The organism is Microbacterium sp. LMC-P-041 (assembly GCF_030209555.1).
Taxonomy (GTDB): Bacteria; Actinomycetota; Actinomycetes; order Actinomycetales; family Microbacteriaceae; genus Microbacterium.
Window position 1 is genome coordinate 202,789 of the sequence record NZ_JARVRV010000006.1, and the last position, 18,573, is coordinate 221,361.

At 70.4% G+C, this 18,573-nt stretch carries 21 protein-coding genes; 10 read left to right on the top strand and 11 right to left on the bottom strand.

What is annotated here, in order from left to right; all coding sequences use genetic code 11:
- Nucleotides 1–75 precede the first annotated feature (75 nt).
- Both QRN21_RS13750 and QRN21_RS13755 read left to right on the top strand, forming a co-directional pair.
- A complete protein-coding gene (locus QRN21_RS13750) occupies nucleotides 76–1,041 on the top strand; it encodes a TIGR03885 family FMN-dependent LLM class oxidoreductase (protein ID WP_285364583.1) in 966 nt (321 codons plus the stop codon).
- Entirely contained in the window at nucleotides 1,038–2,702 is a 1,665-nt protein-coding gene (locus tag QRN21_RS13755; protein WP_285364585.1) for an alpha-amylase family protein, read from the top strand. Before QRN21_RS13750 ends, QRN21_RS13755 begins: the two co-directional genes overlap by 4 nt.
- Nucleotides 2,703–2,705: 3 nt before the next feature.
- Here QRN21_RS13755 and QRN21_RS13760 read toward each other — a convergent pair whose 3' ends face one another.
- Genes QRN21_RS13760 through QRN21_RS13770 form a run of 3 tightly spaced genes read right to left on the bottom strand, consistent with a single transcriptional unit; the run spans nucleotide 2,706 to nucleotide 4,549 of the window.
- Entirely contained in the window at nucleotides 2,706–3,566 is an 861-nt protein-coding gene (locus QRN21_RS13760) for an ADP-dependent NAD(P)H-hydrate dehydratase (RefSeq protein ID WP_285364586.1), read from the bottom strand.
- Entirely contained in the window at nucleotides 3,550–4,278 is a 729-nt protein-coding gene (locus tag QRN21_RS13765) for a histidine phosphatase family protein (RefSeq protein ID WP_072591776.1), read from the bottom strand. The genes QRN21_RS13760 and QRN21_RS13765 overlap by 17 nt, the downstream gene beginning before the upstream one ends.
- Nucleotide 4,279: 1 nt before the next feature.
- Nucleotides 4,280–4,549: a hypothetical protein gene (locus QRN21_RS13770; protein WP_053097657.1), complete on the bottom strand. Its 270-nt coding sequence runs from the start codon at nucleotides 4,547–4,549 to the stop codon at nucleotides 4,280–4,282.
- Nucleotides 4,550–4,658: 109 nt separating this feature from the next.
- Here QRN21_RS13770 and QRN21_RS13775 point away from each other — a divergent pair, with 109 nt between their 5' ends.
- The 3 genes from QRN21_RS13775 to QRN21_RS13785 all read left to right on the top strand — a co-directional run bounded on the left by QRN21_RS13775 (nucleotide 4,659) and on the right by QRN21_RS13785 (nucleotide 6,769).
- Nucleotides 4,659–5,051, top strand: coding sequence for a hypothetical protein (locus QRN21_RS13775; RefSeq protein WP_285364589.1), 393 nt, complete (start codon nucleotides 4,659–4,661; stop codon nucleotides 5,049–5,051).
- 17 nt (nucleotides 5,052–5,068) lie between these two features.
- Nucleotides 5,069–5,689, top strand: coding sequence for a cyclodeaminase/cyclohydrolase family protein (locus QRN21_RS13780; RefSeq protein WP_053097655.1), 621 nt, complete (start codon nucleotides 5,069–5,071; stop codon nucleotides 5,687–5,689).
- 84 nt (nucleotides 5,690–5,773) lie between these two features.
- Nucleotides 5,774–6,769 carry an NADP-dependent oxidoreductase gene (locus tag QRN21_RS13785; RefSeq protein WP_285364592.1) on the top strand — a complete coding sequence of 332 codons (996 nt, stop codon included), beginning with the start codon at nucleotides 5,774–5,776 and terminating at the stop codon, nucleotides 6,767–6,769.
- An 80-nt stretch (nucleotides 6,770–6,849) separates the two neighbouring features.
- Here QRN21_RS13785 and QRN21_RS13790 read toward each other — a convergent pair whose 3' ends face one another.
- A complete protein-coding gene (locus QRN21_RS13790) occupies nucleotides 6,850–7,566 on the bottom strand; it encodes an SDR family oxidoreductase (protein WP_285364593.1) in 717 nt (238 codons plus the stop codon).
- A 154-nt stretch (nucleotides 7,567–7,720) separates the two neighbouring features.
- Between QRN21_RS13790 and QRN21_RS13795 the strand changes: the two genes are divergently transcribed.
- Nucleotides 7,721–8,323, top strand: coding sequence for a TetR/AcrR family transcriptional regulator (locus QRN21_RS13795; protein WP_053097652.1), 603 nt, complete (start codon nucleotides 7,721–7,723; stop codon nucleotides 8,321–8,323).
- A gap of 7 nt (nucleotides 8,324–8,330) precedes the next feature.
- On the opposite strand, the gene QRN21_RS13800 is transcribed toward QRN21_RS13795, so the two are convergent.
- Genes QRN21_RS13800 through QRN21_RS13820 form a run of 5 tightly spaced genes read right to left on the bottom strand, consistent with a single transcriptional unit; the run spans nucleotide 8,331 to nucleotide 12,993 of the window.
- Entirely contained in the window at nucleotides 8,331–8,858 is a 528-nt protein-coding gene (locus tag QRN21_RS13800; RefSeq protein WP_233277240.1) for a hypothetical protein, read from the bottom strand.
- 52 nt (nucleotides 8,859–8,910) lie between these two features.
- A complete protein-coding gene (locus QRN21_RS13805) occupies nucleotides 8,911–9,753 on the bottom strand; it encodes a galactosyltransferase-related protein (protein ID WP_187250236.1) in 843 nt (280 codons plus the stop codon).
- Complete coding sequence (locus QRN21_RS13810; RefSeq protein ID WP_285364596.1) at nucleotides 9,753–10,760, bottom strand: glycosyltransferase; 1,008 nt, start codon at nucleotides 10,758–10,760, stop codon at nucleotides 9,753–9,755. The genes QRN21_RS13805 and QRN21_RS13810 overlap by 1 nt, the downstream gene beginning before the upstream one ends.
- On the bottom strand, nucleotides 10,757–11,896 hold the full coding sequence (locus QRN21_RS13815; RefSeq protein WP_285364599.1) for a glycosyltransferase: 1,140 nt from the start codon (nucleotides 11,894–11,896) through the stop codon (nucleotides 10,757–10,759). Before QRN21_RS13815 ends, QRN21_RS13810 begins: the two co-directional genes overlap by 4 nt.
- Entirely contained in the window at nucleotides 11,893–12,993 is a 1,101-nt protein-coding gene (locus tag QRN21_RS13820; RefSeq protein WP_285364602.1) for a glycosyltransferase, read from the bottom strand. The genes QRN21_RS13815 and QRN21_RS13820 overlap by 4 nt, the downstream gene beginning before the upstream one ends.
- Nucleotides 12,994–13,078: 85 nt before the next feature.
- Between QRN21_RS13820 and QRN21_RS13825 the strand changes: the two genes are divergently transcribed.
- Genes QRN21_RS13825 through QRN21_RS13840 form a run of 4 tightly spaced genes read left to right on the top strand, consistent with a single transcriptional unit; the run spans nucleotide 13,079 to nucleotide 16,587 of the window.
- Nucleotides 13,079–14,008, top strand: coding sequence for a WcbI family polysaccharide biosynthesis putative acetyltransferase (locus QRN21_RS13825; RefSeq protein ID WP_285364605.1), 930 nt, complete (start codon nucleotides 13,079–13,081; stop codon nucleotides 14,006–14,008).
- Complete coding sequence (locus QRN21_RS13830) at nucleotides 14,005–14,979, top strand: hypothetical protein (RefSeq protein WP_285364606.1); 975 nt, start codon at nucleotides 14,005–14,007, stop codon at nucleotides 14,977–14,979. The genes QRN21_RS13825 and QRN21_RS13830 overlap by 4 nt, the downstream gene beginning before the upstream one ends.
- Complete coding sequence (locus QRN21_RS13835) at nucleotides 14,973–16,277, top strand: glycosyltransferase family 2 protein (protein ID WP_285364608.1); 1,305 nt, start codon at nucleotides 14,973–14,975, stop codon at nucleotides 16,275–16,277. Before QRN21_RS13830 ends, QRN21_RS13835 begins: the two co-directional genes overlap by 7 nt.
- A 16-nt stretch (nucleotides 16,278–16,293) precedes the next feature.
- Nucleotides 16,294–16,587, top strand: coding sequence for a DUF7882 family protein (locus QRN21_RS13840; protein ID WP_053097644.1), 294 nt, complete (start codon nucleotides 16,294–16,296; stop codon nucleotides 16,585–16,587).
- A 10-nt stretch (nucleotides 16,588–16,597) separates the two neighbouring features.
- On the opposite strand, the gene dinB is transcribed toward QRN21_RS13840, so the two are convergent.
- Together dinB and QRN21_RS13850 are read right to left on the bottom strand one after the other, a co-directional pair.
- Nucleotides 16,598–17,794 (bottom strand): DNA polymerase IV, encoded by a 1,197-nt coding sequence (gene dinB, locus QRN21_RS13845; protein WP_285364610.1) that lies wholly within the window; start codon nucleotides 17,792–17,794, stop codon nucleotides 16,598–16,600.
- A gap of 60 nt (nucleotides 17,795–17,854) precedes the next feature.
- On the bottom strand, nucleotides 17,855–18,517 hold the full coding sequence (locus tag QRN21_RS13850; protein ID WP_321163941.1) for an arsenate reductase/protein-tyrosine-phosphatase family protein: 663 nt from the start codon (nucleotides 18,515–18,517) through the stop codon (nucleotides 17,855–17,857).
- Nucleotides 18,518–18,573 lie beyond the last annotated feature (56 nt).

The following is an 18,573-nucleotide window of genomic DNA, read 5'->3' on the forward strand; positions in this document are numbered from 1 at the left end:
GCGTCGCATCTTGCCAGACTCGTTCCGGAGTGTCCACCACTGCCGCCGCGCGCTGTTCGTTGCCAGACTCGGCGCATGGTGTTCATCGGTTTTCATGCATCGCACGAGCAGATCCCCCCGAGCGCCCTGCTCGAGGCCGTGGTCGAGGCGGAGCGCGCAGGGTTCGACGGGGCGATGTGCTCCGACCACCTCGCACCGTGGACCACGACTCAGGGCGAGTCGGGTTTCGCCCTGAGCTGGATCGCCGCCGCGCTCGCCCGCACCCGCTTCTCGATCGGCATGGTCAATGCTCCGGGTCAGCGGTATCACCCGGTGATGATCGCGCAGGCGTTCGCGACGCTGGAGGAGATGTTCCCCGGCCGCTTCTGGGCGGCGATGGGCAGCGGCGAAGCGGTCAACGAGCACGTGACGGGCGACGGATGGCCCGACAAGAGCATCCGCAACGACCGACTGCGCGAGAGCGTCGACGTGATCCGCCGACTGATCGGGGGAGAGGAGGTGGACCACGACGGTCTGGTGCGCGTGCATCGCGCGCGGGTCTGGAGCCGACCGGCTGAACCGCCGACGCTGTTCGCGACCGCTGTGAGCGCCGAGACGGCGGAGTGGGCGGCGTCGTGGGCGCAGGGCCTCGCGACGGTCGCGCAGGAACCGGCCGCACTGCAGCGCGTCGTCGATGCCTACCGGGGTGCAGGAGGCACGGGTCCCTGCATCCTGCAGGTGCATCTCAGCCTGGCCGAGAGCGACGATGCGGCGTTCGGGATCGCGCGCGAGCAGTGGCGGAACGGACTGCTCGCGCCTCCGGTCACCTGGGATCTCGAGCAGCCGGAGGACTTCGAGGCGGCGCTGGTCGGGATCGATGAGGAGGGGCTCCGCAAGGCCGTCCTCATCGACCACGACGCGACCGCACTGGCCGACCGCATCGCGGATCTGGTTCGGATCGGGTTCGACCGCGTCTACCTGCATCACGTCGGCTCCGAGCAGTCCCGATACCTCGACGCCGCAGCATCCGAGCTCATCCCCGCCTTGAAGGAGCGACTGTGAAGATCACCGACACGAGCGACCTCTGGTGGAAGACCGCAGTCATCTACTGCCTCGACGTCGAGACGTTCCTCGACTCGAACGGCGACGGCGTCGGCGATCTGCAGGGCCTCTCCCAGCGCATCGACTACCTCTCGCAGCTCGGCGTCACCTGCCTGTGGCTGATGCCGTTCTATCCGACGCCCGACCGCGACGACGGCTACGACGTCAGCGACTTCTACGGGATCGACTCGCGACTCGGCAACCACGGCGACTTCGTCGAGGTCATCCGCACTGCACGGGACCGCGGGATGCGGGTGATCGTCGACCTGGTCATCAACCACACCTCCGACCGGCATCCGTGGTTCCTCGCCGCGAAACGGAGCGTGGATTCGCCGTATCGCGACTACTACGTGTGGCGTGACGACGCACCTCCGAAGGGGCAGAAGAACGCCGTCTTCCCCGGGCAGGCGAACGGCATCTGGGGCAAGGACGAGAAGTCGGGGCAGTGGTACCAGCACAGCTTCTACGAGCACCAGCCCGACCTGAACATCGCCAACCCTCGGGTGCGTGACGAGATCGCGAAGGTCATCGGCTTCTGGTTGCAGCTGGGCATCTCCGGCTTCCGCGTCGATGCGGTGCCCTTCCTGCTCGAGATCCCCGAGGGCTCCGGCATCCCCGAGCCCCACGATCTGCTGCGCGACATCCGCCGCTTCCTGCAGCGCCGGTCGAGCGAGGCGATCCTGCTCGGCGAAGTCAACCTGCCCTACGACCAGCAGGTGCAGTACTTCGGCGGTGAGGATGAGGACGAGCTCACCATGCAGTTCGACTTCGTCGGGATGCAGTCGCTGTACCTGTCGTTCGCCCGCAAGGACCCCGCTCCGCTGATCGAGGCGCTGCGGGCTCGCCCCGTGCTCGGATCCGAGGTGCAGTGGGCGAACTTCCTGCGCAACCACGACGAGCTGACCCTCGACAAGCTCAGCGACAGCGAGCGCCAGGAGGTGTTCGACGCCTTCGCGCCCGATGAACGCCAGCGCGTGTTCGGGCGGGGCATCACCCGCCGCCTTCCTCCGATGCTCGAGGGCGACCCTCGTCGCATCCGCATGGCCTACAGCCTGCTCTTCACCCTGCCCGGCACCCCGGTGCTGTTCTACGGCGAGGAGATCGGCATGGGGGAGAACATCGAGATCCCCGGCCGCGAAGCGGTGCGGACGCCGATGCAGTGGTCGGTCGACAAGAACGGGGGATTCTCGGATGCCGCGCCCAGCCGGCTCGTCGCTCGGCCACCGTCCGACGGGTACGCGCCGGAGCACGTGAACGTCGCCGCGCAGCTGGGTGACCGCGAGTCGATGCTGTATTTCGTGCGGGCGCTCACCTCGGCGTATCGAATCTCGCCGGAACTCGGCTGGGGAACGCTCGAGATCATCGACCAGCCGGCCGCCTCGCTCCTCGCGCACTCGCTCGCCGCGGACGTGGGCAGGATGATCGCCCTCCACAACTTCGCCGAGGTGCCGGTCACCACGTCGTTCCGGGTGGAGGACGAGCCTGAGGGCACGAGGCTCGTCGATCTGCTCGATCCCGCCCAGATCGCGCTGGGGCCGGACGGCGAGGTCGAACTGGAGGTGCCGGCATACGGCTACCGCTGGCTCCGGGTCTCGCGACCGGGCGACGGACGCGTGACCTGAGGCTCAGTCGACGTCGCCTCGAGCCCCGTCGACGTCGAGCACGGCGGCGGGGAGTTCGCGCACCAGCTCGCGGGCGAGGTAGCCGAGACCCCTGCGCTCGGCGAGTCGGTCTCCTGCGCGGGCGTGCGCCCATGCTCCCCAGACGGCGGCGCGTTCCGGGGCGAGTCCTCGGGCGGCGAAGCCGGTGATGGCGCCCGCGACGACGTCGCCCGATCCGGCCGTGCCGAGGCCGGGGCCGCCGTCGTCGAGTCGCCATGCGGTGCCCGAGGGTGAGACCACGGCGGAGTAGCAGTGGATCACGGCGTCGAGCTCCTGAGCGAGTCCCGGCAGCTCCGAGAAGAGGTCGTCGACGGGGCGGCCCAGCAGGAGCTCGGCCTCGTCGAGATTGGCGTTGACGATCAGGGACGCCGGAAGATCCGAGCGCGGCACGTCGCGCAGTGCACCGACGGCGAAGGCGTCGACCACGAGGCAGGAGATGTCGTGGCCCGCCAGCCGCCGCAGCCACCCGAGGGCATCGTCGGGGTCGTCCAGCCCCGGCCCGACCAGCACCGCATCCGCTCCTTCGCAGGCGCTGCGCAGGTCGTCGGTCATCGGTTCGCCCGGACCGGGCGATTCGTAGACCCCGGCCTCGGGGAACGCGATCCTCACGACATCCGCGACCGAGGCGTCGGTCGTGACCGCGACCTTGCCCGCTCCGACGCGCAGCATGGCCTCCCCGCCCAGCACGACCGCGCCGGCCGAGAGAGACGAGCCGCCGACGATCATCGCCGTGCCGCGGGACTTCTTCGAGTCGCCGGGGTCGGGCAGACCCCACTCCTGCAGCAGCTGCGGCGTCACCCGCGTCGGCTCATCCCGGGCCGACATCGGGGCTTCCCGGGTGCACGGTGATGTCGGCGCCCAGCTGCGCGAGGTGGCGCACGTCGGAGAAGTCCTCGAGCTGCCACTGCCGGCCGTCCAGGCGCAGCCGCGTCACCGAGGCGTTGAGCACCGGGTTCGTCGAGGCGAACTGCATGAGGCGCGTCTCGTCCATCCCGGTCAGCAGTGCGACCAGCAGCATCACGACGGCGTCATGCGCGACGACGAGACCGACGCGGGCGTCGTCGGCCAGTGCATCTCGCAGGAACGACCGCAGGCGCAGGGACACATCGGCCCACGACTCTCCTCCGGGCGGCCGGTGGTAGTACTTGCCCAGTCGCGCCCGACGGTCGGCCTCTTCGGGATGCCGGGCGGCGACGCCCCACCGGGTCAGCAGATCGAGGATGCCGAGCTCTCTGTCGCGCAGCCGTTCGTCGGTGAGCACCCGCTCGACGCCGGCGACGCCCTCCACGCCCTCCATGCTGAGCGCGAACGTCTGCTGGGCTCGCACGTACGGCGACAACCAGGCGACCTGGGGCGTGACAGGGCCGCCGTGCAACGCGGCCGCCAGCGCTCGCGCCTGCTCGGCGCCGGTGGTCGACAACGGCACATCGGCGTCTCGGGTCGCGAGGTCGATCACCTCGGCGCGGGCGGTCTCCGCGGCTGTCGCGGCGACGTTGCCGACACTCTCTCCGTGCCTGACGAGCCACAGCTCCTGCACGTCACATCTCCCAGTCTTCGAACGGGAGATCCCAGGAGGCGTGGTCCGGCTCGATGCGTCCGGTCGTATCGACGTGCGCGGCCTTCTCGACCGAGATCACCACGCGCGTCGTGGGGCGGATGAGCACGCTGATGCTGCGGTCGTCGCCCGACAGGGTGATGAAGGTCGGCGCTGCGGATGCGGCGGCCTCGATCTCGTCCATCACCTGCCTCAGAGGGCGATCGTCACGCAGCACGAAATTCCGGCCGTCGATCTCGATGTTCGTGCTCATTGTGCGCTCCTCCCTCTCGTGTGGCCGACGCTATGCGATCGAAGCGAGTGTGCCGAGGGCCTTGCGTCAGAGGCCGACGAGGGTTAACCGAACTCTCTACGATGAGATCATGCAGATGCTCGACACCCTCGCGCTCGTCGGCGAGGTGCTGTCGTGGGTCGGTCTCGGGCTCGGTCTGCCGATGCTGCTGATCGGCGTCCTCATCCGGACGATCGAGGGGCCGTGGCTGCCCGCAGAGATCGCCATTATCGAGCGCGACGGGGCGTTGCTCGCCCGCTGGTTCGCCGGCGGAGACTTCCATGAGCGACCGCTGAGCCGGCAGGAATCGGCGACGGCGGAGGCCGGCTGGGCCGACGGAGTGGTCAGCGCGAACAACCCCTCCCACGCACGGGTGGGGGAGCCCCCGCACGCACGCCGCGTCGTCCTCACCCTCGGGATCGTGTTCGCCGGCGTCGGGTTCGCGGGTCTCGTGGTGTCGCTGCTCCCGCTGCTCTGGTCGTAGCTCGTAGGGTGACGGTCATGGAGGACTCCGCCGACATCCCCGCATCCACCCCGATGGACGACTGGTTCGACGCGCTGAGTCGTCCGACCGGTTCTCCCGGGGGAGGCGCCGCGTCGGGAGTGATGCTCGCGATCGCCGCCTCGCTGATGAGCATGGTGGGCGGGTACTCCGATGACGACCCTCGAGCATCGGAGCGCCTCGATCCGCTCACCGGGCGACGCGTCGAGGCGCTGCGGGCGGTCGAGGCGGACGGCGTCGTCTCGGCACGCTTCGGAGCTGCCCTCGCACTGCCCAGCGACGACCCGTCCCGCGACGAGCGCGTCCGCGAGGCGGCCGTCGAGGCGGCCGAGTCCGCGGCGCAGGTCGGTGGCATCGGCGTGCGGATGCTGCGCGACGTGCGGGTGCTCGTCGAGGCGGGCAACCCTCACATCGCCGTTGATCTCGCCGTCGCCGCAGAGGCCCTGGGCGCCGGATTGTCGGGGGCGTCGCTGAACATCCGGGCGAACCTGCAGATCGCACGCCGTCACGGATCGTCCGACACCGCGCTCGCCGGCCTCGACGCGGAGATCGAACGGTTGGCGGATGCGCGACGCGAGGTCGCGCAGATCATCGAGGAGCTGTCCTCTCGACTCGACTGAGAGCATCTCGCCGTTGACAATAAAACTGAGTGCGCTCATAATAGAGTTCAGTCGTTATTCTGCGACGGATTCCGGAGATCACCCATGAGAGTTTTCGTCCTCTCGAAGTACCACACCGCCGTGCACGCGGCCGACGTGCCCGAGCCCTCCGTGGGCGAGCGCGACGTGCTCGTCCGCGTGCAGGCGGCGGGTGTCAACCAGCTGGATGAGAAGATCCGCGCCGGCGAGTTCAGAGCGATCCTGCCGTACCGTCTGCCGATCGTCCTCGGGCATGACGTCGCGGGCACGGTCATCCGCGTCGGCGCCGGCGTGAGCCGTTTCGCGATTGGCGACGAGGTCTACGCGCGTCCGCGCGATCGTCGCATCGGGACCTTCGCCGAGCGGATCGCGATCGACGAGAGCGACGTGGCGCTGAAGCCCGCGTCGATCACGATGGACGAGGCGGGGTCGCTGCCGCTCGTCGCGCTGACGGCCTGGCAGGCCCTGGTCGAGATCGGCGAGGTGCGGCCGGGCCACAAGGTGCTGATCCATGCGGGAGCCGGCGGCGTCGGATCGATCGCGATCCAGCTCGCGAAGCACCTGGGTGCGGAGGTGGCGACGACCGCGAGCGGCGCGAACGCCGACTTCGTGAGGATGCTTGGCGCCGACCATGTCGTCGACTACCGGTCTGAGGACTTCGAGGAGGTCCTCACTGGATACGACGTCGTGCTCGACAGCCTCGGCGGCGAGAACCTCGAGAAGTCGCTGCGCATCCTGCGGCCGGGAGGCAGGGCGGTCGGGATCTCGGGTCCGCCCACACCCGAGTTCGCCCGCGCAGCCGGCCTCAATCCACTGCTCCGACTGGCCATGGCCGTGCTCAGCCGCAAGGTCCGGGCCCAGGCGAAGCGCCTGGGCGTCGCCTACACGTTCCTCTTCATGCGGGCGAGCGGCGAACAGCTGCGCCAGATCGCAGAACTCGTCGACGCGGGAGCCATCCGCCCGATCGTCGGTCGCGTGCTCCCGTTCGAGGAGGCCGCCGACGGCATCGCGTCGCTGACCCGGGGCGGAATCCGCGGCAAGGTCGTGATCAGGGGAGCCTGAGTCCTGATCGCTGCAGAGCATCCGGACGCACGAAGGCCCCGGGAGCGATCCGATCGCTCCCGGGGCCTTCGCCGTGTGGACTACTGCTCCGAGGCGCGCGCCAGCTGCGGGTAGAGCGCCTGGAGCGGGGCGCTCAGGGCGGCCCTGACCTGCACCGAGGTGTCGTCGGCGAGCACCTCGTACTCGCCCGCCTCCGTGGCATCCAGCACTGTGGTCACGAGCACGGCCGGGTCGAGCTTCGGGTCGGTGACGGTCGCCGCCATGGCCGTGTCGACGTATCCGACGTGCACCCCGACGACGTGCACTCCGGCCGGGGCGAGCTCGAGGCGCAGCGAGTTCGTCGCCGACCACAGCGCCGCCTTGGTCGCGCTGTAGATGCCGGCGACGGCGTACCAGCTCAAGGCCGAGTGGATGTCGATGAGCGCCGACTGCGGCTGGGCCGAGAGGATCGGCGCGAAGGCGCGAGCGAGGAACAGCGGGCCGAGGAAGTTGGTCTCGACGTTCGCGCGGATCTCCTCGTCGCTGTGCGAGAGGATGCCGGGGCTCGAGGGCGAGGCGCCGGCGTTGTTGATGAGCACCGTGACGTCGGGCGCGGCAGCGACGGCTGCGGCGATCGATGCCGGATCGGTGACGTCGAGGGCGAGCGGCACGATGCGCTCGTCGTCCCACTCGCGGGGCGTGCGTGCGGAGGCGTAGACCTTCGAGGCGCCGCGCGCGAGGGCCTCGCGGACGAAGTGCGTGCCGATCCCTCCGTTCGCGCCCGTGACGAGGACTACTGCTCCAGAGAGAGAAGGCATGAGGGTGGGCTTTCTGTGGGAGGGATCGAACGGATGCCGTCACGGCTTCACCGTGGATCGATGAGGCGCTCGTGGGAGAATGGGCGAACCGAGCCCACACCCTGGTGACTATGATCAGAACTGAGCGTGATCATTATTTATTCCGAAGGACGTCATGACTGTCGACTCCCGCCCTCTCGGTCGACGTGAGCGCAACAAGCTCGACAAGCTCGAGCGCATCACGACCGCTGCCGGCGAGCTCTTCGCCGAACGAGGGGTGGACGACGTCACGACGCAGGAGATCGCCGATCGCGCCGACATCGGCACGGGAACGCTCTTCCTCTACGCCAAGACCAAGGGCGAGCTGCTGCTGCTCGTGCAGAACTCGATGTACGCCGAGGCGCTCGAGCGCGGACGCGCCGCCGCCGCCGACGCGGACGGTGTTCTCGAGGGTGTGCTGGCGGTGATCCGGCCGGTCATCGAATGCAACCGCACCCAGATCGACAACGGCCGCACCTACCTGCGTGAGATCGTGTTCGGCGACCCCGAAGAACCGCATCACGGTGAGGCGCTCGCCCTCACCGGGCAGACCGAGCAGCTGGTCGCCGACGTCATCGCCCGTGATACGCGGGTCTCGGCCGACGAGGCCGCGGCGCTCGCCCGCATCGTCTCGGCCGTCATGTTCCTGACCATGTCCGCCACGATCAACATCGCTCACTCGGTCGAGCAGATCGTCGACGAGGTCGCCGCGCAGATCAGAGTGATCCTGCCGGCCTGACCGGACGTCAGTGCACGAACGCCTTCAGCACGACGAAGGCCACCCCGAACAGCGCTGTGCTCAGCGCCCCGAGGATGCGGACGGGGATGGAGCTGCCCCGACGGAGGAAGGCCACGTAGCCGAGGAAGGCCAGGATGACGGTTCCTGACCACAGGGCGACGTCGTTCGCGGCATCGTCGGGAATGACCCGCGTCGTGCCGGCGACGAGGATGAGCGCGGGGATCCCGGCCGAGCTCAGCATCCCGAGTGAATGGCGCACCGAGCGGCCGATGGCCGTGCGCACGCCCATCTGCTCGGGATCGTCTCGGCCGAGCCGGGCGACGGCACCCGCGTAGACATGCGCCGCCCAGAAGACGATGACGGTCACTCCGACCGACAGGAGCACCGCGGCAGACGTCTCTCCGTGTGCGGACGAGACGGCGATCAGTCCGCTCACGAGGATCGTTCCGTAGACCGCCGCTTCGGTGCCGAATCCCGGACGCAGGGTGCGGTGCGCGCGAAGCAGCGGGTGCTCATCGGGGGAAGACGCCGTCATGCTGCCGAGCGTAGTGCGGATTCCCCGGCATCCGAACCTCCCGTCGAGCGGTTCAGCGACGGGATGCGCTCGCGCGATCGACGCGGCGGAAGCCGTCGCCGTGAGGTTCCACGGCACCGCCCTCGATGAAGCTGTCTATCCAGCCGCGCATCGGCCACTCGCCCCATCGCTCGGCGAACAGAGCGCCGTTGCGCAGGATGTCGTCGAGGTGGCGCCAGGGCGGAGAGCCGGCCGGATGCCACTGGTGGTAGGCATGCGCGCCGCCGACCCAGCGCAGACCGATGCCACGCGCCCGTGCGCGTCGACCCAGGTCGGTGTCTTCGGCGCCGTAGCCCTCGTACACCTCGTCGAATCCCCCGAGACGCGTCCAGGTCTCGGGGGTCACCGCGAACGAGAGCGACCAGAACAGGTCGAACTCGTCATCGGTCGCCGCGACGACGGCGTCGCCCGCGGGCAGTGGGCGAGCGGGGTGCGGACGGGTCAGGATGCCGAGATCGTGCGGTGTCGACGGGCGCTGCACACTGTGGAGATAGGTCACCGGGCCGCAGAGGAGGTCCTGCGGGTGCGTTCGCGCGGCACCGATATATCGCTCGACGAGTCCCGGTCCCGGCAGGCAGTCGACATCGAGGAACACCAGCAGGTCGACGTCCCGAGCGAGCGCGAGCGAGGCCGCCGCGTTCCGCGCCGCGCCGACGCGCATGCCGTGGTCGCCCGGCGGCACATGCACGAACAGGGCCGGGGGCTGCACGGGCGGGGCCTCCGCATCCAGCCACGCCTCGATGCGGACGATCTCGACACCGGGCGTGCTCACCTCGTCGAGGAACCGCCGCTGACGCTGCAGATGGTCGAGACGGTTGACCGAAGCCGGCGTGATGACGGCGACGCGGACGCTCATCACGCCACCTCCTCGATCGCGCTCGCGGCGCGGGCGGCAGCCCCGTGCACCTGCCACGCGTGCCAGCGGGGAGCGGTCTCAGCAGCTCGGCGGATGCCGTCCACGACCTGGGAGGGCTCCGCATCGACCGGAAGACTCTGGGCGAAGCCCTGTGCGGCGAGCACGCGGGCCATGTCCTCCTGCTCGCCGAAGGGCCTCTCCTGGGCGATCACGACGGCGCGGGCATCGGCGGCGGCGAGGTCGGCGATGCTGTTCTGGCCCGCCGCGCTCACCACGACCGTGGCGCGGCACAGCAGGGGCCAGACGTCGTCGACCCGATCGTCGTCGTTCGCGCCGGCGCTCTCGACGTCCCACCCGTCCGCTCTGAGCAGCTCGACGGTCTCGGAGAGCCCGTCACGGTCGAGAGCGCGGCCGAGGAACAGCACGCGACGGGGGTGCTCATCGCCGGTGTCGACGCGGGCTCGGCCGTCATAGCGAGACACGCCGCCGACCGCTCGCACGCGCTCGCGGCCGACGAGCGCCGTCGCCTCGATGGTTCCCTGCGGCCACGGCGTCAGGATGAGGTCGGCGAGGTCGTATCCGAGCCGGTGCGGGGCGTCGGTGCGCTCGCCCGGTTGAGCGAAGACGATCGTCGGCACGCCCATCAGGCGGGCGAGCATCGTGATCTCGACGCTGACGTCGACGACGAAGGCCGCGGTCGGGTGGACGGCCACCCAGTCGGCGATCACCGAGAGGCGAGCCTGATGCCCGGGATGCCCGAGGGGTGCCCAGTGCAGGCTGCCGTTCGCGGTGACATCGCCGAGTTCGTGCGCCTCTCGGCGCACTCCGTCGGCCCCGACGACCGGGTCGGAGTCGGAGGGCAGCTGAACCCATGTCGTCCGCGGTGCCAGGGACTCGGGCTCAGGCAGGCTCGAGAACACCGTGACCTCGTCGGCGAGGTGCGGGCGGATCGCTTGCATCCGCGTCAGGTGGCCCCACCCGTGATGGTGCACGTACCACGCGATCATGCTCCGACCGCCTCCACGAACTCGTGGGCGGGCATCGCGCTCTGAGCGGCGACGGTGAGGACCCGTTCGATCTCGCGATGCCGATGGTCGAGCGAATGCCGCGCGGAGGCGGCGTCGCGCACATCCCGTCGGCGCAGTCCGCTGCGCGACTGCGCGACCAGGCTCGTCGCGGCACGCGCGAGCGCCTCGGTGTCGGCGGACGGCACCACGGCGGTGCCGGGGATTCCGGCGAGCACCTCACTGGTGCCTCCCGAGTCGAACGCGGCGACGGGCGTGCCGGTCATGAGCGCCTCGGCCATCACCAGCCCGAAGGGCTCCGACCACACCGGTGTCACGAGGGCGACCGATGAGGCCCCGACGAGCGCGGCGAGCTCGGGCTGTCGCAGCGCGCCGACGTAGTCGATGCCCCGGCCGAGACGTGGGCGCACCTCGCGGTCGAAATAGGCGGCGTCGCCGACGCGGCCCGCGAGCTTCAGGCGTGCGCCGGCGCGTCGAGCGGCATCGATGGCGAGATGGGGTGCCTTCTCGGGCACGATCCGGCCGAACCACACCCAGTCCCCTCCGCCCGATCCCAGACTCCACTGTGCGGTGTCGACGCCGTTGGTGAAGACGAACGCCTCGACGCCCTCGGCCGACCACGCGCGCGCCGTGTACTGGCTGACCGCGAGGAACCTGTGCGGCGACGTGCCGTCGAGAGCATTCGACGCGATCACCATGTCGGCGAGGGGAGGGGTATGCAGCGTGGTGACGACCGGAACCCCGATCTCGCGGCTCCACAGGATCGGATCGCCGTGGAGGCTGTGATTGTCGACGACATCGACGCGAGTCTCCGGCGCGTCGAGCCGATCGCGTACCCGCGCGAAGGCGTCGGTCATGAGACGGCGGTGCCCCTCGGGGAAGTCGGTGTCGGACGCATCCCGCGCCCGGTGCCACCGCGGACTCGGCAGGTGCAGGTCGGTGTCGGCGTCGAGGAAGTCCGATCCCTCCGCCGCGCACAGCTCCACATGGTGGCCGCGGCTGCGCAGCCAGCGCACGCGGTTCCAGACCACGGCCTCCAGCCCGCCCGCGTGCGGTTGGCGAAGAGGATGACGTTCGGGCGCCACGACCAGCACCCGCAGCTGCTCGCGACCGATCATGCGCGGACCCCCTCGGTGACGCGCGCACATGCCTCGGCATACAGCCGCGCATGGGCGGTGCGCACCGCCTGCCGCTCGGCCAGCCTCTCGGACCTGCGCGTGTCCATCGGCGGCCGGGGCGGCGCGTCCGACGCGCGCGACACGGCCTCGGCCAGCGTCCGCGCGTCGTCGAGCCCGATGATGAAGAAGTCGTCGGGATGCTGCGAGCCGATGTGCCCCACCTCGGTCCCGGCCACGGGGACCCCCAGGTCGTGGCAGAGCTCGACCCATCCCGAGTGGGTTCCGTGCAGGTACGGCAGGACGAAGAGGTCGAGGCCGCCGATCCACGCGGCGATGTCCGCGTCGCTCAGCCGCGGGGTGCGCCGCACGTGCACGGACGGGTGGTCGGCCGCGGCGGCGACCACGCGGGCTGCCGCCTCGTCATCCCGCGTGCGCTCGTTCAGCAGGATCTCGAAGTCGACGGCGCGACCCGCCTCGGCGAGCTGCCCGGCCGCGTCGACAGCCGTGCGGACCGCACGCTCCGCGTCGATGTTGGGACGCAGGTCGCGCAGGTGGATGCCGACCCGCACGGTCGCGTCATCCGAGCGCCCGATCACAGGCGCATCGTCGAGCAGGGTGGGGTGCGCCAACACCTCGCTGCTGCGGTGCCACCGTCGTTCGATCTCGTCCGCCGCCGTCGCGGTGAGCGTGACCAGGTGATCGGCCGACGGGATGATCACATCGAGCAGCTCTCGATACGGCGCCTGGTCGACCAGCTGCGGGTTCTCGAGGTCGTGCACGGTGTACACGACCGGGCGGCCGAGCCGGTGCGCGGTCTCGAGCGCCTCGCGCAGCTCGTCGGGCGAGAAGGATTCGAGGCCGAAGTGCACGTGCAGCACATCGAACTCATCTGCGTGCGACACCAGCCACTGCGGGGTGAGAGCCACCGGAGGCCACCAGACGCCCGCAGCTGCGCCGGGAACGGGCGGATCGGGGAGGACCTTCACTCGCTCCGTGTCGGCGATGGCGCGCACGTAGGGATGGGTGGCCGGGATCGAGGCGACGCGGATGAGGGCGGGTTCGGTGACGATGTGGTTCTCCGTGGGCGGGCAGAGCATCGACGTGCGGGGTCGCGATGACGGGGGTGACCGCACAGCAAAGGGGGCGCACGACTGATGCGATCGAAGGGGGTACGTTCGAATCATGAGCCACGATCCCGAACCGCGCACGGGCGTTGCGCCGACCGGCTCCGTGGTGCTAGCGCGTCAGAAGCACTACTCGGAGTTCTACGGGCTCACCCCGCTTCCCGAACGATTCGGCGTCGTCCTCGGCAACTGCCAGGCCGAGTCGCTGCGCGTGGTGATGGATGCGCCGGAGCACCGATTCGTGCGCGTCCCCGCCGTGCACGAGATGACCGCCGCCGACGCCGCGCGCCTGCACGAGATCGCCGGCCTCGCCGACGTCGTGGTGAGCCAGCCGATCCGCGACGACTATCGCGATCTGCCGCTGGGGACACGCCAGATCGCCGCAGTGACCGATGCCCGGGTCATGACCGTGCCCCCGGTGCGCTTCGCCGGACTGCATCCGTTTCAATCCGCCTTCCGGGTTCCTGGCGTCGAGGGAGATCCGCCCGTCGTGGCGTACCACGACGTGCGCACTCTCGCCGTCGCCGCGGGCATCCCCGTCGTCGCCGCGCTCGCGCCCGCTGAGGTGCGGGCCGTGGGACAGACGTCGATCGACACGCTGCGCCTGCGCGAGCAGACCGCCGACGTGGCGGTCTCCGACCTCTTCGACTCCGTCACGGCCGATCACATGCGCACGGTCAATCATCCGGGCGATGCGGTGTGGATGCCGTTGGGTGCCCGGATGCTCGAGATGCTCGGCCATACGGGCGGCCCGACCGACCCCGGGCGCCCGCTGCTGAACTCGGTGCGCGCGCCGTTGGAGCCGGAGGTCGTCGACGCGTGGGGGCTGGCGGACGAGCCGCGCGCGCACTGGATCGTCGACGGCGTGGCGGTCGACGACGCCGAGGTGCGTGCCGCTCACCGCGAGTGGTACGCCACGCACCCGGAGTTCGTCGACGCCGCCGTGACCCGTCTCGCGCCCCTTCTCGACGTCTGGCGAGCACGATGAGCGTCACCCCGCTGCTGCTCGTCCACCCTGGAACGCACGGCGTCGCCATGTACGGACGGCAGATGGCCGATGCGGTCCGCGTCGCGGATCCGTCGATCCGCACCGTGGAACCGCCCGACCTGGATGCGGACGACGAACGCGCCCCGTTGCACGTGCACTTCACCGACCGACTCTGGGGTCGCTCTCCCGAGGAGGCGGCGCAGACGTTCGGAGACCTCGCCGCCGGGCGCGCGATCAGCGTCACCCTGCACGACGTGCCGCAGGCGTCGGACGGCGAGCGCAACCTGCCCCGGCGGCGGGCCGCGTACGCGGCGGTTGCGGCGGCGGCGCGTGGAGTGGCGGTGAACAGCGACCATGAGCGTGCGCTGCTGCGCGAAGAGCGGGTGTGGACGGGCCCGGCGGTGAGCATCCCGCTGCCCGTCGAGCTGCGGCCCGAGGTGCCGCGGACGCCGGCTGACGAGTCGATCGGAGTGCTCGGCTACTTCTACCCGGGCAAAGGACACGACGAGGCGGCCCGCGCAGCCGCGTCCGCGGGCATCACGAGGATGACGGTTCTCGGCCGGGCGTCCGACGGCCACGCCGCGGAGCTCGAGGAGTTCGTCCGTCGCGCGGGCGCCCTCGGTGTCGAGGTCGACGTGACGGGCTGGCTCGACGACGAGGAGATCGCCCGGCGGGGACGCGCGGTGTCGGTGCCGGTGATCGCCCACCGCCATGTGTCGGCGTCGGGGTCCCTCGCATCGTGGATCGGCTGGGGGCGCCGTCCCGTCGCCGTGCGCAATCGCTACATGGACGAGATGGCGGCGCTGCGTCCGGGAACCGTGCAGACCGTCGACGGATCAGAGCTCGCCACCGCGGTGCGGGCGGCGTTCGAACGACCCGAGACGACCTGGCACGGACTCACTCGGCTGCCGATGTCGTGGCCGGACGCGGCGGAGGCCTACGTGCGCTGGTGGGGCGGGCTGGCGTGGTGACACGGCGCCCGTGGGTCGTCGGCAACAGGTGGGACTCGCTCGACGGGGTCCAGCCGCAGACGCTGCCGAAAGTGTCGGTGATCGTCGCCCACTACGAGCAGCCCGGGGAGCTCGCCCGCACGCTGTCGGCGCTGTCGACGCAGGACTATCCGCGCGAACTCCTCGAGATCGTCGTCGCCGACGACGGCTCCGCCGGGAATGTCCTCGTGCCGCCGGGGGTCACCCTCGTGCGGCAGGACGACCGGGGCTTCCGCCTCGCCGCTGCACGCAATCTCGGCGCACGAGCGAGCACCGGGGACGTGCTCTGCTTCCTGGATGCCGACACCGCCCCGGAACCCGGGTATGTGCGGGCTCTCACCCGTCTTCCGGCGCTGCTTCCCGAGGCGGTCACGGTCGGACGGCGTCGCCACGCCGACTTCTCGGGCATCGATGCGGAGACTCCCGTGACCGGGGCGGTGATCGGCCGGGAGCTCCCGGAGCCGGCCTGGCTCGCCGAGGAGTACGTACGCAGCCGTGACCTGCTCGACGCCGACGACCGCTCGTACCGGTTCGTCATCGGCGCGGTGATCGCCTGCTCGCGTCGCCTGTTCGAGGAGACCGGCGGCTTCGACGAGTCGTTCTCGACCTACGGCGGGGAGGACTGGGAGTGGGCGCATCGGATGTGGCAGGCCGGCGCCGTGCTGGCGCACGTGCCGACGGCCGTGGCCTGGCACGACGGGCCCGAGTGGGCCGAGCGCACGGATTCCGGGCTCGAGCGCGCGAACGCCCAGACCATGACACTCGTCTCGTCGATTCCGGTCGACGGCTCGGCTCCGCGGGGACTGCTGTCGGCGGTCCCGGATCTCGTCGTCCGGCTGCGCGGCACGCACACCCGGGAGGCGCTGTTCATCGCGGTGGACTCGATCCTCACCGCGTTCCCGCGGTCGCGCGTGATGCTCGATGCGACGTCCGGACTCGACATCGACGACCCGCGCATCGTGATCGACGGCGACGAGCCTGAGGCCAGGGTGCTCTGGGAACTCGACCGCCCGGTCGTGGTCCTCGAGTCGGCAGGGATCGCCGAGCTCGTCGCGGGCCTCGGTGCGGGTGACGTCGGCACCGTCGATCTCGTCGACTCCGCCGGCTCGTCCGCCGGTGTGCTGCACTCGCGCCGAGCGCTGCGGCGAGCCGCGCGATGGGGCACGGCAGAGGGATTCGAGACCCTGACCGTCCGTGCGGAAGGCGTGCATCTGCTGCGCTCCAACCCGCACGTGGAGGCATGGGTCGGAGGGTGGGGCGGTCCCGATCGGTTCCGCTGAGCGTACAGTTCTCATCATGGGGAAATTGGAGTACAACAGCTCGCGGCCCGCGATCGAGATCGAGGACGCCACTCTGGCGCACGTGAAGATCGTGATCGGCACGAAGCTGCGCCGCAATGAGAGCTTCATGATGACCTGGCTCTCGAAGCCCGAGGCATCGTCCGGCCGCATGACCATCTGGGTGCACCCCAGCATCCCGTTGGTGCTCGAGTTCGATGATCCGACGATGCCCGCGATCGACCCCAAACGGGTCGCCCACATGATGGATCAGCTGAACTCGCGCGGCGAATTGGTGCTCGACCAGCTCTGACGTCGAGCGCTCACTCGTGCTCGGGGAGGATCGGACTCGACCACCCCGGGTCGCGCCCCAGCTGAGCGGCGCGCGAGACGGATGCCGCGCCGAAGCGACCGCGCAGGGTGTCGAGCACCGTGTCGAGTCGTTCGTCGTCGCCCCAGTCGATCGGCAGTTCGGGTGGCGCGTTCTCGGCGCGGTCGAGCTGCGACAGCGAGATCCCGATGAGGGTGATGCCCCGCGCCTCGATCTCGGGCCAGGCCGCGGCGAGCAGCGTCCGCGCGACGTCGAGCAGGATCGCGGTGCGATCGGTCGGCACTCGGAGAGAGCGTGATCGGGTCGCCTTGGCGAAGTCCCCGTAACGAAGGCGCAGCACGACCGTGCGGCAGACGCGCTCGCCGTCGCGGAGCCGGCGGGCGAGCCGGTCGATGATCTGCGTGAGGAAGAGGTCGAGCTCGTCCGCTGTGCGGGCGCGCGAGCCGAGGGCGCGCTGCGAGCCGATCGAGCCGCGGCGCCGGGTCGTGTCGACCGGGCGCGGGTCGCGCAGGCGGGCGAGGGCGTGCAGGTGCGAGCCCGCAGCCTTGCCCAGCACCCGCTCGGCCGTCGCCGCTTCGAGCTCCGCCAGCTGACCGACCGTGTGCACCCCGTAGCGGTGCAGCTTCTCGGCCGTCACCGCCCCGACGCCCCACAGGCGCTCGACCGGCAGCGGCAGCAGGAACTGCTCTTCCCGGTCGGGTTCGACCACGAGCAGCCCATCGGGTTTGCTGACCGCGCTGGCGACCTTGGCGAGGAACTTGGTGCGCGCCACGCCCACCGAGATGGCCAGGCCGACTTCCGCGCGCACCCGATTCCGCAGCCGCACTGCGACTTCTTCGGGGGTGCCGACGATGCGCCTCAGCCCGCCGACCTCGAGAAAGGCCTCGTCGATCGAGAGGCCCTCCACGAGCGGGGTCGTGTCGCGGAAGATCGCGAACACGTCCTTGCTCGCCGCCGAGTACGCCTCCATGCGCGGCGGGACGACCACGGCATCCGGGCAGAGCTCGAGCGCCTGGCGGCCGCCCATCGCGGTGCGCACCCCTCGGGCCTTGGCCTCATAGCTCGCCGCCAGCACCACGCCGCCGCCGACGATGACGGGCCGGCCGCGCAGAGCAGGCGCATCGCGCTGCTCGACCGAGGCGTAGAACGCGTCGAGATCGGCGTGCAGCACGGTGGCTTCGCCCCGCATCGTGTTCTCCCGTCGACGTGCAGATCGTCGCACGGGCCGGGGACATCCGGGCCGGGGCTGTCAGGCCGCGATCAGCCGCGACGACAGCGCGCGGATCCTCTGGCAGAGCGTGTCGAAGGCGCTCTCGAAGGCGGCGGCCGTGCCGACCCTGGCAGGATCCCGCACCGACCAGTGCAGGTCGTCGCCCGTGAGCATCCGCTCGTGCGCGTCGTCGCACACCGTGATCACCAGGTCGTCGTCGGTGCGCACCTCGTCGACGTGGCGGGGTGGCCGGGCCGGGTCGATGATCAGCCCGTGGCGTTCGGCTGTCGCCAGCGCCTGGGGGTTCACCGCGGAGGCGGGCTGGGTGCCGGCGGAGGCCACGTCGATCGCGCTCATGTCGCGCCAGATGACCTCGGCGAGCTGCGATCGTGCCGAGTTCGCGGTGCACACGAACAGCACCCGGCGCGGGGGAGCGACGCTCGGCGGTGCGAGCGTGTCGAACACCTCGGGGCGGAGCCCGATGTAGCTGCGCCGCCTGTCAAACTCCGAGCGCGTGCGCGTGATGATGCGCGCGGACTCGAGGACGCCGAGATGGTGGGCGATCAGGTTCGATCTCAGGTCGAGCGTCGTGCCGATCTCCGACGACGAGAGGTCGCCGAGGGTGAGCAGGTCGACGATGCGCAGGCGCGTCTGATCGGCGAGTGCGGCGAAGATCGCCACGCGGCGTTCGAGATCAGTCATCGTTCCCATCCATATCACGGGATGATGGACGTGTCCACGGGTATTGACTCAATCGG